Origin of the sequence: Glutamicibacter sp. 0426 (assembly GCF_001906485.1) — a bacterium.
GTDB classification, from domain to species: Bacteria; Actinomycetota; Actinomycetes; order Actinomycetales; family Micrococcaceae; genus Glutamicibacter; species Glutamicibacter nicotianae.
Genome location: NZ_MPBI01000001.1, coordinates 302,695 through 315,214, shown reverse-complemented (window position 1 = coordinate 315,214; position 12,520 = coordinate 302,695). Strand labels below are relative to the sequence as shown.

At 62.4% G+C, this 12,520-nt stretch carries 13 protein-coding genes; 4 read left to right on the top strand and 9 right to left on the bottom strand.

Annotation, left to right across the window (positions count from 1 at the left end; all coding sequences use genetic code 11):
* Nucleotides 1-14 precede the first annotated feature (14 nt).
* The 4 genes from BKX98_RS01515 to BKX98_RS01500 all read right to left on the bottom strand — a co-directional run bounded on the left by BKX98_RS01515 (nucleotide 15) and on the right by BKX98_RS01500 (nucleotide 2,982).
* Nucleotides 15-422: a hypothetical protein gene (locus tag BKX98_RS01515; RefSeq protein ID WP_143180991.1), complete on the bottom strand. Its 408-nt coding sequence runs from the start codon at nucleotides 420-422 to the stop codon at nucleotides 15-17.
* A 331-nt stretch (nucleotides 423-753) separates the two neighbouring features.
* Nucleotides 754-1,113 (bottom strand): DUF5655 domain-containing protein, encoded by a 360-nt coding sequence (locus BKX98_RS16605; protein WP_083586574.1) that lies wholly within the window; start codon nucleotides 1,111-1,113, stop codon nucleotides 754-756.
* 378 nt (nucleotides 1,114-1,491) lie between these two features.
* Nucleotides 1,492-1,932 carry a YtoQ family protein gene (locus tag BKX98_RS01505; protein WP_073705931.1) on the bottom strand — a complete coding sequence of 147 codons (441 nt, stop codon included), beginning with the start codon at nucleotides 1,930-1,932 and terminating at the stop codon, nucleotides 1,492-1,494.
* Nucleotides 1,933-2,190: 258 nt separating this feature from the next.
* Nucleotides 2,191-2,982, bottom strand: coding sequence for an alpha/beta hydrolase (locus BKX98_RS01500; protein WP_158024636.1), 792 nt, complete (start codon nucleotides 2,980-2,982; stop codon nucleotides 2,191-2,193).
* A 449-nt stretch (nucleotides 2,983-3,431) separates the two neighbouring features.
* Here BKX98_RS01500 and BKX98_RS17180 point away from each other — a divergent pair, with 449 nt between their 5' ends.
* Both BKX98_RS17180 and BKX98_RS01490 read left to right on the top strand, forming a co-directional pair.
* Complete coding sequence (locus BKX98_RS17180; RefSeq protein ID WP_073705929.1) at nucleotides 3,432-3,677, top strand: hypothetical protein; 246 nt, start codon at nucleotides 3,432-3,434, stop codon at nucleotides 3,675-3,677.
* A complete protein-coding gene (locus BKX98_RS01490) occupies nucleotides 3,674-4,663 on the top strand; it encodes a Clp protease N-terminal domain-containing protein (protein WP_073705928.1) in 990 nt (329 codons plus the stop codon). The genes BKX98_RS17180 and BKX98_RS01490 overlap by 4 nt, the downstream gene beginning before the upstream one ends.
* Before the next feature lie 103 nt (nucleotides 4,664-4,766).
* On the opposite strand, the gene ychF is transcribed toward BKX98_RS01490, so the two are convergent.
* From ychF to BKX98_RS01475, 3 genes are all read right to left on the bottom strand, one after another.
* The gene (gene ychF / locus BKX98_RS01485) at nucleotides 4,767-5,852 is read right to left on the bottom strand and encodes a redox-regulated ATPase YchF (protein ID WP_038990663.1); all 1,086 of its coding nucleotides are present in this window, start codon (nucleotides 5,850-5,852) and stop codon (nucleotides 4,767-4,769) included.
* A 72-nt stretch (nucleotides 5,853-5,924) separates the two neighbouring features.
* Complete coding sequence (locus BKX98_RS01480; RefSeq protein ID WP_073705927.1) at nucleotides 5,925-7,016, bottom strand: 4-hydroxy-3-methylbut-2-enyl diphosphate reductase; 1,092 nt, start codon at nucleotides 7,014-7,016, stop codon at nucleotides 5,925-5,927.
* 100 nt (nucleotides 7,017-7,116) lie between these two features.
* Nucleotides 7,117-8,259, bottom strand: coding sequence for an SH3 domain-containing protein (locus BKX98_RS01475; protein WP_073705926.1), 1,143 nt, complete (start codon nucleotides 8,257-8,259; stop codon nucleotides 7,117-7,119).
* Between the two features lie 325 nt (nucleotides 8,260-8,584).
* On the opposite strand from BKX98_RS01475, the gene xseA reads away from it, so the two are divergent.
* The gene (gene xseA, locus BKX98_RS01470) at nucleotides 8,585-9,847 is read left to right on the top strand and encodes an exodeoxyribonuclease VII large subunit (protein ID WP_073705925.1); all 1,263 of its coding nucleotides are present in this window, start codon (nucleotides 8,585-8,587) and stop codon (nucleotides 9,845-9,847) included.
* A gap of 28 nt (nucleotides 9,848-9,875) precedes the next feature.
* Nucleotides 9,876-10,106, top strand: a complete 231-nt coding sequence (locus BKX98_RS01465) for an exodeoxyribonuclease VII small subunit (protein WP_038990668.1) — start codon at nucleotides 9,876-9,878, stop codon at nucleotides 10,104-10,106.
* 17 nt (nucleotides 10,107-10,123) lie between these two features.
* Here the strand turns inward: BKX98_RS01465 and BKX98_RS01460 are convergent, their stop codons facing one another.
* Both BKX98_RS01460 and BKX98_RS01455 read right to left on the bottom strand, forming a co-directional pair.
* Entirely contained in the window at nucleotides 10,124-10,987 is an 864-nt protein-coding gene (locus BKX98_RS01460; protein WP_038990669.1) for a phosphate--nucleotide phosphotransferase, read from the bottom strand.
* Between the two features lie 223 nt (nucleotides 10,988-11,210).
* Nucleotides 11,211-12,431 (bottom strand): pyridoxal phosphate-dependent aminotransferase, encoded by a 1,221-nt coding sequence (locus BKX98_RS01455; RefSeq protein WP_038990670.1) that lies wholly within the window; start codon nucleotides 12,429-12,431, stop codon nucleotides 11,211-11,213.
* Between the last annotated feature and the right edge of the window lie 89 nt (nucleotides 12,432-12,520).

Genomic DNA, 12,520 nt, shown 5'->3' with positions numbered 1-12,520 from the left:
AGCCGTTCCCAGGGTCAGCGAGTCATGTGTTCCTCGTCTTCGGGCGTGATGATCATGCCTTCGTGGGTCACAGTCGCACCGAGCATCTTGCCGCGATGGTCAAGGAAGATGACATCGACATCGCCCAGCTCGGTCCATTGCTCGTTGTTCCCTGCTTCTGGGAAGAAGCAACCGAGGCTTTCGATTGCTCGAATGATGCCCCTGTCGTATGCGTAGCTGCGCTTTACTACGGTTGGGCGACCCCGCTCGTAATAGCCATAGCCTGGCCCGACACCTACCGTTCTCTTCGAATCGAGGTGCGCCAGCAGTTCCAGGAGCGGATGCCCTTCGTCTCCATCGTTGAAAACGAACTCGATGCGAGTGGCCAGCGGCCGCATCGAGCGCATCCATGCGGATTGCTCAGCAAACGAAAGTATGGTCATCACGTCAACGTAGCAAAAAATGGGCTGGTTCCGTCGCAGAAGCTCCACTGCCACCCTCACGAAGCGGTCTGGATTTAATCCCAAGCCAGGTCGCCGCTGTTTGAACCGTTGGTGTTGGCCTGGCAAGACTCCGACTGTCCTTGCGGAAGCACTTTCCAACACGCATCACCGGCACCGACTGCAATTCAGCACGAACGCCGCTGCAAAGATGTTCATGTCGAAGTGTTCTCGTGGCGTGCCAAAGAAAAACTGTCAGGTACCTCGAAGCCGGGTGGACGCGGTGGGCGTCAACCTTGCGGTTAATTACGCGGTGGTTGCCATGCTGCGCACCTCACAGGTTCGCGTCGTAGACCTGTTGCAACCAACCGATCAGCTCGTCGTCAACGTCCCCGGCAGAGTGCAACCCGGCTTTGACGGTCACCGCACTGCCCAGCCTGCTGCCGGGTGCCGAAAGCCGCGGAGAGTCCGGCGCGGCCTCCCAGCGCAGCCCCAGGTCCACCCGGGTGCGCGTCACCGGCGCGATGACCGCGAAGGCACGGCGGGCGGTGAGCAGGGCGACGTAGGTCTTGCGCGTCTGGATGGCCACTTCCCCCAGCTGGGGCAGCAGAGCCAGCACCGCGTCGTAGATTTCCCGCAGCTGAGGCCGGTCGGCGTATTGGCTTTCGGCGGCCCTGGACCAGTTCGTCGGCACTGCGGGTGAAGAAGTCCGGGTAGCCGAAGCGCTCGAAGACCAGCAGCATCTGGCTGTAGCCGGTGACCGAGCGTTCGGCCAGCCAGGCACGCAGATCCTTTTCGGCGGCCGGTCCCTCTCGGCGGACCAGCTCGTTCCACGCCTCCAGGGAATGCCCGGTGGTGCGTTCGAGCAGCTCGACCTGCCACTGGCGCATTTCCTGCCAGGAGCGCGGATTCTGCTGGGAAGCTTCCATGCAGCGATAATAGCAACGCGGCGGCCGCCGCACCCTGTGCGTACGGCACGCAACCAGCGGACAGCGGGGAAATTCCATGCGCCGGTGCGTGATCTGATTCCCTTGGCAATGCTTCGCCGGCGCGGCCGGCTGGCCGGCCTTGCTTAGCCCTGGAGCACGTAGCGCTGGGTCTCGACGACCTGGACGGTGGTCTTGCACCAGCCCTGCGCATCGGCGTCCACTTCCTTGGGCGGGTGGACGATGTCCTCGTCGTGCAGGGTCACATAGGGCTTGCCCAGCGCCGAGCAGTACCCGGCATCGAACGCGGCGTTCCACCGCTTGTATTTGTCGCCGAAACGCACCACGACTAAGTCCGCCTTCTCGATCAGGGTGCGGGTCCGGATGGCGTTGATCTTGGCGGACTGGTGGTCCCGCCAGAACCCGGTGTCGGTCTCGCCCAAATGGTCGCCCGCGGCATCGCCAGCCGGGTGGTCGGTCACCGGCGCGGTGAAAACGATGTCCAGTCCGGCCGCTTCAGCGCCTCGCCGAATCTCGTCGCGCCAGCCGGTGTGGATCTCGCCGGAGAGATAGACGTTGAAACTCATGGTTCAGGGCTCCTTGATGGATAACAGGCAGGTCCCGGAAGAATCTCCGGGTCGCGAACCACCATCCTATTGAAGAGATTGGCATTAAAGACGAACACTCCTCTTTCCGCGGTTCAGGGCGGAAGGAGGAGTGCTGAGTTCACGCGATTCTAGACGTTGAAGCGGAACTCAAGCACGTCGCCACAGCTAGGAACGCATGCACGCCTCACCGGGCCAGACCGGTCTCAGGGCTACGGTCCCTCACCTCGCACGGCCGACTCAGCTGCCTCTCCGATGGTCATCCAGCACCTGTTCAATCTCATCCGAAACCTCGTCCAGGAGGACCTGGAAGCCGGGCTCCTCGAGGGGGAAGTGGCCGCAGCCAGGAAGCATCACGACCCGGGTCTTGCCGTGAAGCCGACCGAGGTAGTCGAGGCTGAGCTCCGGCATAGTCCAACGATCCTCGGCCGGATGCAACAGCACGACCGGTGGTCCTTGGTATTGCTCGGGTGGAATAGCCGGACCTGCCTCGAGGAACGAGCGGTACCAGCCCACCGGCATCGAGCCACCACCGCCGCACGGGTCGGTGAGCACTGCATGACTGAGGCCAGGGTCGTTCGAAATTGCAGACATAGGGGTCAGCACGCGGACCGGGATCCGTAGATTCGCCGCTGGCCCCCGGGCGAACTGCAGCAGTGGCAATCCCAGCCGCGCTATCCACGGGGCTCGCACGATGGCGGCAGCAATGCCCGGCCGAGTCGGGTCGAGCAGGCAGGTCGCGATGACCCGCTTGGCCAGTCCGGTCACTGCAGCGGTGTCGACCGCGAGGGCACCACCCATGCTCGCCCCGACGAGGACCAGTGGCCGCTCGTCATGCTCGCGACCCACGAGATCGACGAGCAGCTGCTGCCAGTCACCATAACTAACGCTGCGGCGTCCACGCCGCACCCGGATCGTTCGCCCGTAACCGGGCAGATCGACCACCGTAACCCGAGCGCCCAGTCGACTCAGGTGCGCAGCGTAGGGCCACATCGCCGCCGCGTTCCCTCCCGCTCCATGGACCAGCAGCATTCGGACCGAAGCCGCCGGGGCACCCACGTGCTCGATGTGCAGGTCCCACGAACCACCCCCGTCCGGCGCATCCCACCTCCACGACGAGGCCACCCGCCGCACTGGCGCAGGGACGAGGCGCACGAAAGGCTCGTACCGGCGGTCCGTGGAGTCGAGTCGGCCAGCTCGTGCCGGTGGCACCTTCGCTCGGCTCCTTGAAAACGCCCCATTCATACCCTCAATGTTACGGGAGTGCCCGGTGTCAGGGACTGATGCGCAGGTAGGTGGGTCAGAAGCCTGTATTAGACATTGAACCTAAATTCAACTGCGTCGCCGCACGTACCAACCTCCGAGAACCCGGCGAATCCCTCGAAGTGCCGACCTTTTCCTGGCCCTGCGATTATCGAGCCCGCCGAGCAAGGAAGCAACCCAGGTTGACAACCCATTACTTAGCAACGTAGGTTGACGGCATGGAGTCTCCGCGGATCGCAGCAGTAGCAGCCGATACCAGCGACCCGAAAGCAGGATTGCGGGCCGTAACGTCCTTGCGCGTACTCGCGGACACCTTGGAACTTCGGCAGGTCGAGGCCGCGTTGCGTTCAGGCATGAGTTGGCAGGAGATCGCCGACGCGCTCGGAGTGACGCGACAAGCCGCCCACAAGAAGCACTCCAAAAGAATTGATCCCGCGATCTCGACGCCCAGGAGGAACAAATGAACAAACTCGTCCGCGCTGCACAAACCACCCAATCGCTTTCCCTGGCCGCTATGGAGGAAGCATCCCGGCTCGGGCTCCGCGAAGCCGACATCGACCACCTGTTCCTCGCATTGGTCATCAACGACCAGTCCGCCGGCCGCGCTCTGCGCGAGCTCGGTATCGACATTGATAGCGCCCGCCTCGCCGTCGAGGAACAACGTGACGCACAACTGACCTCGCTCGGCATAGAGGCGTCGTTCCCCGAGGCCGGGCGCATCGTGTTCCACGAGACAGATGGGTACGAGTGGACTGCTCGTGCTCGGGACCTCATCGCGAAGGCCAGCAGCAAAGGCAAGCCAGGCGACGCAGCCGCCGTTCTCCGGGAACTCGTCGCAGAACCCAGCGGTCTGATCACGGATATCCTCGGCCGCCTTGGCACGACATCCGATGCGCTCATCGACCGCCTCGATCGGGCAGACTCGCCCTCCACGAAGTCCATGCCCGCCACAGCGAAAGTGAAGGGGCGGACAATGGGAACGACTGAGACTTTCGTATCCGCACCGCTGGACGAGGTGTGGGCGTTCCTCGCAGACCCCGCACGTATCCCCGAGTGGGAACCGAGCATCGGCATCCTCGATCAGACCAGTCAAGAAGCGACGCCAGGTACGGTTTGGGAAGGCGTTGCGCCCACAAATTACCCGGACGGGAAGCCTGTGAAGATCAAACCTCAGTTTCGTCGACGCAGCGTTGAACTCATCTCAATTCACCAACCGGAGAGGATCGCATGGAGCTTCGGATATCCCGACGTCGCACAAAGTAATTCGGTTCTGACGGAATTCACCTTGGTGAACACGACCGGTGGCACACAGCTGCGGATCAGCAGGTCCTGGTCGCGACGCCAAGGGTGGCGAGGACTTGTCGCATGGCCGCTACGTCCAATCCAAAAGTTTCTGGTGTGGATCACCCTGTTCCAAACTGGCAGCGCGATCAGCCGAACATTCCGCTAGCCCTGGCGACGGCGAGCTGCTTGCTTGTGGCATATAAATCAAGTGCCCGAATCTCACACAGGGAGATCCGGGCACTTGAACCAGACGTTAAAGCGAAACTCGACTACACGTTAAACCTAAACTCAACCACGTCGCCGTCCTTCATGATGTAGTCCTTGCCTTCGATGCGGGCCTTGCCGGCGGACTTGGCGTTGGCCACCGAACCTGCGGCGACCAGGTCGTCGAAGCCGATGACCTCGGCCTTGATGAAGCCGCGCTGGAAGTCGGTGTGGATGACGCCGGCAGCCTCGGGGGCGGTGGCGCCCTTGCGGACGGTCCAGGCGCGCGATTCCTTCGGACCTGCGGTCAGGTAGGTCTGCAGTCCCAGGGTGTCGAAGCCGACGCGGGCCAGCTTGTCCAGGCCGGATTCCTCGATGCCGGCGTCTTCCAGCATCTCGGCGGCCTCGTCTTCTTCCAGCTCGGCCAGCTCGGCCTCGAACTGGGCGTCCAGGAAGATCGCCTCGGCAGGGGCCACCAGCTCGGAGAGCTTGGCCTGCATGTCCTTGTCGGCCAGGCCGGCCTCGTCGGTGTTGAAGACGTAGATGAACGGCTTGGTGGTCATCAGCTGCATCGGTGCCAGCTCGTCCATGTCGATGCCGGCGGCCTTGCCGGCGGCAAACAGGGTCTTGCCGTCCTCGAGCACCTTCTGGGCTGCGAGCAGGTTGTCCATGAAGGACTTCTCGATCTTCTTGCTGCGCAGTTCCTTCTCCAGGCGCGGCAGTTGGTTCTCGATGGTCTGCAGGTCGGCGAGGATCAGCTCGGTGGCGATGGTCTCGATGTCCGACTCCGGATCGACCTTGCCGTTCACGTGGATCACGTCATCGTTCACGAACGCGCGGGTCACCTGGCAGATGGCGTCGGCTTCGCGGATGTTCGCGAGGAACTTGTTGCCCAGGCCTTCGCCCTCCGAGGCGCCCTTGACGATGCCGGCGATGTCCACGAAGGACACGGTTGCCGGCAGGATGCGCTCCGAGTTGAAGATTCCGGCGAGCACCTTCAGGCGCTCGTCGGGCAACGGCACGACACCGACATTCGGTTCAATGGTTGCGAACGGGTAGTTGGCCGCCAGCACCTGGGCACGGGTCAGCGCGTTGAACATGGTGGACTTGCCGACGTTGGGCAGTCCGACGATTCCGATAGTAAGAGCCACGGGAGAAAATTCTACCTTTTACTAGTGATGAGCGCGCAATGGTGTACTGGCGCTTGAATTCTTAGGGTGAAGTCAGGCCTGCGGGCGAGCGTGGCCGCCCAGGGCGCGATCCTCGTCCCCGGCTTCCTTGAGCTTGCCGCGGATTTCCTTGGGCAACGAGAAGATGATGTCTTCCTGCGCGGTGGTGACCTCGGAAACGTCGGTGAAGCCGTACTCCGCCAGCAGCGCCACGACCTCGCGGACCAGCACCTCGGGCACCGAGGCGCCGGAAGTCACGCCGACGGTGGAGACGCCCTCGAACCAAGCCTCGTCCACCTCATTGGCGAAGTCCACCCGGTAGGCGGCCTTGGCACCGTGGTCCAGCGCCACCTCGACCAGGCGCACCGAGTTCGAGGAGTTCGCCGAACCGACCACGATCACCAGATCCGACTGCGGCGCGATGTTCTTGATCGCTGCCTGGCGGTTGGTGGTGGCGTAGCAGATGTCGTCGCTGGGCGGATCCTGCAGGTTCGGGAAGCGCTCGCGCAATCGGCGCACGGTCTCCATGGTCTCTTCCACGCTCAGCGTGGTCTGCGAGAGCCAGATCAGCTTGTCCGGGTTCTTCACCTGGACGGTGTCGGCTTCCTCGGGGTTGTTCACGATGGTGGTGACTTCCGGAGCCTCGCCGTAGGTGCCTTCGACCTCTTCATGGCCTTCGTGGCCGATGAGCAGGATCTCGTAGTCGTTCTTGGCAAAGCGCACGGCCTCGCGGTGCACCTTGGTGACCAGCGGGCAGGTGGCGTCAATGGTCTGCAGGTTGCGGTCCGCGGCGGACTGCACCACTGCCGGGGAAACGCCGTGGGCGGAGAAGACCACCAGTGCGCCTTCGGGCACTTCCTCGTTCTCCTCGACGAAGATTGCGCCGCGGGATTCCAGCTCGGAAACGACGTGCAGGTTGTGCACGATCTGCTTGCGCACGTACACCGGCGGACCGTAGTGCTCCAACGCCTTTTCAACGGCAACCACTGCCCGGTCCACGCCTGCACAGTAGCCGCGAGGAGCGGCCAGCAGGACCTTGCGCTCGGTGACCGTCGGAGAGGCGGCCGCAATTTCGGCCGGGGTGCGGCGCACCCGCGGGATCCGAGGCATTGACAGCGAAACCGTTGTGGAAGTGGAAGTAGCCATGCCTCCATTCTACGAAGTGCATGCAAGTTAGCCCATGCTCATATGATGCGCGCCACCCTCCCGCGACTGTGAGATCTGCCTCCGCAGCGTGCCTGCCGGTTCAGCACGGCAGGGAACTGGGCAGCAGCACCGGGGTGCGCACCACGGCTCCGGTGCCATCGGACCCGCGGTAGGCCCGGCAAACGCCCACGGAACGGGCGCCGAGGTTCGCCTTGATCTGGCGCAGCGCATCGGGCGAGAAGCCGTACCACTGCATGTGCATCAGCACGGTATCCCCGGGTAGCGCTGCCGAAGCCCGGGACACCGTGATCGACTTTGATTTCACGTCCCAGTCCCGGGTGTCCCGCGACCAGGTCCAGATGGCCATGCCGCGGCTGTCGTAGCCGCAGCGCACCGAACCGTCGATGGCCCCGTAGGGCGGGCGCCCAAAGTTAGCGTGCACCCCTGAACCGCCCAGCTGCGCGCCGGCTTCCTGGCAGGACAGCGGACGCAGGTCCGGGTGGCTGACCGAATGGTTGATCACCCATTGGCCTTTGGCCCGGGCCAGGGCGGCCAAATCCACACCATAGCGCGATTTGAACGATCCGAGGCAATCGCCGGTGGGAGCTATCACCAGGCCGATATTGCTGCTGGCTGCGTAGTCCACCACCGAGGTGAAGGAGCTGAGCGTTCGCGGGCAGTCATCGAAGGTGAGCACTACCCTGGATGTCCGGTTTGGCCCGGTGGACTGCGGTGCCGACGGCGGCTTTGGATAGCTGGTCACGTAGCTGCTGCTGACCCAGCCGGTGGACCCTGCATAACTGACCTTGTACCACCCGTTGGAAGCGCGGGCGTAGGCAGGCACCGCTTTGCCTTTCGGGATGCTCAGCAGGATCCGGTAGCTGGTGGATGGTCCGGTGCGCAGGTTCAAGTCATCGAGCGTGCGCACCGTTGAAGCGACCACGTAGTAGTCGCTCACGTAACCGGTGTACCCGTTGTAGCTGACCTTGTACCAGCCGTTGGAGGCACGCCCCGAGACCGGGACCGAGATCCCTTTGGGTATCTGCGCCAGGATCCGGTACGCGGTCGAAGCACCGGTGCGCAGATTCAGGTTCGCCGTCGTGCGCACCCGCACCGGCCAATCGATGGATAGGGCGCCGGCAAGCGACACCGTTGCGGCGGGAACCGCCGCAACTACCGGTGCGGGCACCGAGGCCGCGGCGGACAACGGAATGGAACCGGTAAGCAAGCTGAATGCTGCCACCCAAATCCACCCCGAACGTCCAATAGTCCTATTCCCCAATGCCCCAAGCATGGCCATGAATCCTTCTCGAAATCTTCCCCGATGCTCAATAGTGTCCACCCGCACAGTGCCCCTCGCAATGCCCTGAGTCCGGCTTGTCCGAATCGTTGAAAACCCCATTTCCCCGGGCCCGGCAAGGCCCAGCAGTGTTGAAAATCTCCCATAGCGAAACCTGCTCTACACCTGTTGGCACCCGGCCCGGCTACCGGCAATCCGGCCAGCCGTCGGTGCCATGCGGTAATCTCACAGATGCACCAGACATTCGATTTTCCAAGGAGCGGCCCCTATGGATCACCAAGCCCCCGCCAGTTTGCCAGCCACCGCTGGTCAAACTACGGCGGACAATCCTTGGCCGTTGCGCCTGCTCTCGGAGAAGCTGAAAATCCACATTGAGAACTCGCCGGTGGTTTGGGTCGAGGGCCAGCTGCTTGAAGCCAATGTGCGCAATGGGCACGCGTACATCACGCTGCGCGATGTCGATGCGGACTTCTCCTTCTCGGTGACCATTTGGGCCTCGACAATGCGCCGGCTGGAATCCACCCCGCAGGTTGGATCGCGCGTGGTAGCCCAGGTCAAACCGAGCTTCTACGCCAAAACCGGCCGGCTTTCCTTGAATGCCACGGATCTGCGCCCGGTTGGTTTGGGCGAGCTGCTGGTGCGCCTGGAACGCCTGCGGCAAGCCTTGGGGGCAGAAGGCCTCTTCTCCCCTGAGCACAAGCGCCCGTTGCCTGTGCTTCCCAACCGCATTGGCCTGATAACCGGACGGGATTCGGATGCGGAGAAGGACGTGCTGCGCAATGCCACTCTGCGCTGGCCATCGGTGCAGTTCAAGGTCATCAATACCGCAGTGCAGGGCGTGGATGCCGCCAACCAGGTCATCGCCGCGTTGCAGCAGCTGGATGCGGACCCGGAGATCGATGTCATCGTGATCGCCCGCGGCGGCGGCGCGTTGGAAGACCTGTTGCCCTTCTCCAATGAGGATCTGGTACGTGCTGTCTTCTCCGCTGCCACACCGGTCGTCTCGGCCATCGGGCACGAAGCGGACCGCCCGATCCTGGATGATGTGGCTGATCTTCGCGCCTCGACCCCTACTGATGCGGCCAAGCGGATTGTCCCTGATTTGCATGAGGAGTTCGCCGGCTTGGATATGGCCCGCAGCCGCCTGGACCGTTCCATCAACAACCTGCTGCAACGCGAGGCCCAGATGCTGGCATCGGTACGCGAACGCCCCGTTCTGGCCAACCCCCAGGTGATGGTCTCCTCCCGCGCCGAAGATCTGGAGCGCTGGAAACAGCGTTCCACGGATTTGCTGCGCCATCGCGTGATGCGCGCCAGCGACGAGATCAACCACCTGAAGAACCAGATGCGTGCGCTCTCCCCGCAGCAAACCCTGGACCGAGGCTATTCGGTCACCCAGCTGGAAGACGGGAGCATCGTACGCGAAGCCACCCAGGCACCAGCGGACAGCAAGCTGTTCATCCGGTTGGCATCAGGACAACTGGTCGCGAAAACCCTTGAATCCGTCCCCGCCGGCGAGCACGCAAACTAGCCGCCCCACATACCAAACTGGAGTAATCATGACTGCACAGATCCCTGAAGACATTGCCAAGCTTTCCTACGAGCAGGCTCGCGAAGAACTGCTGACAGTGGTCAACCAGCTGGAAACCGGCGGCGTGGCGTTGGAAGCCTCGTTGGCGTTGTGGGAGCGCGGCGAAGCCTTGGCCGCCCACTGCGAGAACTGGCTCAACGGCGTATCGCAGCGCCTGGAGCAGGCCCGTGCCAACCACGAGCAGGCAGCCGGCGAGTAGCGTCGCATTGCTGCGGATTACTTCGCCGCTTCGAGCCGGGCCTGTTCGCGCTTCACATCGAAGGTGGCAGCAGGCCAGTCCGGAGCCACGCGCTCCAAGGCCGCCAGCAGCAGCTCGGCGACGCACAAGCGGGCCTTCCACTTCTGGTCAGCGGGAACGATATGCCACGGTGCATTCTGGTTATCGGTGCGGTTGATCGCCACCTCGTATGCTGCCTGGAAATCATCCCACAGGAGCCGGTCATCGACATCGCCGGGCGAATACTTCCAATGCTTGTCGGCACGCTCCAAGCGCTCCGCGAGCCGCTCGTATTGTTCCTCGCGGCTGATGTGCAGCATCACCTTGATCGGAAGGATTTCCTGCTCAAGCAGCTGCTTCTCGAAGTCGACGATTTTCCCGTAACGTGATTCGATCACATCCGGGCTTGCGTAACCCTTCACCTTGGCGACCAGCACGTCTTCATAGTGGGAACGGTCAAAGACTCCTACCAATCCCCCGGCAGGCAATTGCTTGGTGATGCGCCACAGGAAATCATGCGCCGCTTCTTCTTCGGTAGGCGCCTTGAAGGCATGATGCTCGACGCCCTGCGGATCCAGCATGCCCAGGACATGGCGGACAATCCCGCCCTTGCCCGAAGTATCCATTCCTTGCAGCATGAGCAGCACTGCAGGCGCCGTCCCGCCAGATACCGAGGCGGCAAACAACCGTTCCTGCAATTCCGAGAGCAGCGGTGCCAGCTCGTCCATGCGTTTCTCTGCAGCTTTCTTGTCCTGCGGGGCATCCGCCGGCCACCACTGAGCATCCTTGGTCGCACGCTGAGAAAGCTTCAGGCCGGGTTCTGCACGCAAAGCTTCGATCAGGTTTGCAGGGTAAGCGCTCATCAATGACTCCTCAGGCATGTGTGGAAGTACTGCTCTTCGTTGTAGTCAGCCTACTGTCGCTGGTGGCATGGTGAGAAGAGGGAATGGCCAACGCTCCCCCTGCCGCAGTTGCCTCCACGCAGCACCCCGGACCTCCCGGGGCCTTGCTCTCCTGGCGCTCCCTTTAATTACAACAGGCCCAGAATCACGTCAGCGATTCTGGGCCTGTTCGGTTCAAGGCAAGTTAGGCGCGAGTACGCCAGTCCTCCAGGAACTGTCCGATGCGTCCAACCGCATCAGTCAGGTCGCGCACGTTCGGCAAAGTGACCAAGCGGAAGTGATCCGGACGGACCCAATTGAAGGCGGTGCCCTGGGAAATCAGGATCTTCTGCGCTTTAAGCAGTTCAAGGGCAAAAGTCTCGTCATTGTGGATCGGGTATACCTCTGGATCCAGCTTTGGGAACATGTAGAGCGCACCCTTGGCCTTCTGCACGCTCACTCCTGGAATTGCAGTCAGCAAGTTGTAGGCCGCGTCGCGCTGTTCGAGCAGGCGTCCGCCAGGCAGGATCAAGTCGTTGATCGACTGGTAGCCGCCCAAGGCGGTTTGGATTGCGTGCTGCGCCGGCACGTTGGCGCAAAGTCGCATGTTGGTCAGCAGATTGATGCCTTCGATGTAATCGCCGGCCTGGTGCTTGGGCCCGGAGATCGCCATCCAGCCCGCACGGAAGCCGCACACGCGGTAGGCCTTGGACAGGCCGGAGAAGGTCAAGATCAGCACGTCATCTGCCAACGAAGCGGTATTGATGTGCACTGCGTCGTCGTAGAGGATCTTTTCGTAGATCTCGTCAGAGAACACGATCAGCCCATGCTTGCGCGCCAGTTCGAGGATGCCCTCCAGGGTTTCCTTCGGGTACACCGCACCGGTGGGGTTATTCGGGTTGATGATCACAATGCCCTTGGTGCGATCGGTGATCTTCGCTTCCATATCTTCAAGATCTGGAAGCCACCCTTCTTCTTCGGTATTCAGGTAGTGCACCGGGGTGCCACCAGCCAGCGAAACCGATGCGGTCCACAGCGGGTAGTCGGGGGCTGGAATCAGGATCTCGTCGCCGTTGTTCAGCAGCGCGTTCAGCGAGAGGGTGATCAGCTCGGAGACGCCGTTGCCCAAGTAGATGTCGTCAACGCCGATGGTCTGGATGCCACGGGTCTGGTAGTACTGGGAGACGGCGGTGCGTGCCGAGAGAATACCCCGGGAATCCGAGTAGCCCTGGGCATTAGGCAGGTTGCGAATCATGTCAACGAGCACCGCATCAGGCGCCTCGAAGCCGAACGGCGCGGGATTGCCGATGTTCAGCTTCAGGATGCGGTGTCCTTCGGACTCCATGCGCGTGGCATGCTCCAACAGCGGGCCACGGATATCGTAGAGGACATTGTGCAGTTTCGTTGATTGCTTGAATTCTGCCATGATTACACTTTCTCACGTCAGGTGCGATGCACACACCTTATTACTCGACCGCTATGGTCAGCGGCCGAAATCTTGGGAGCGATGGCTAG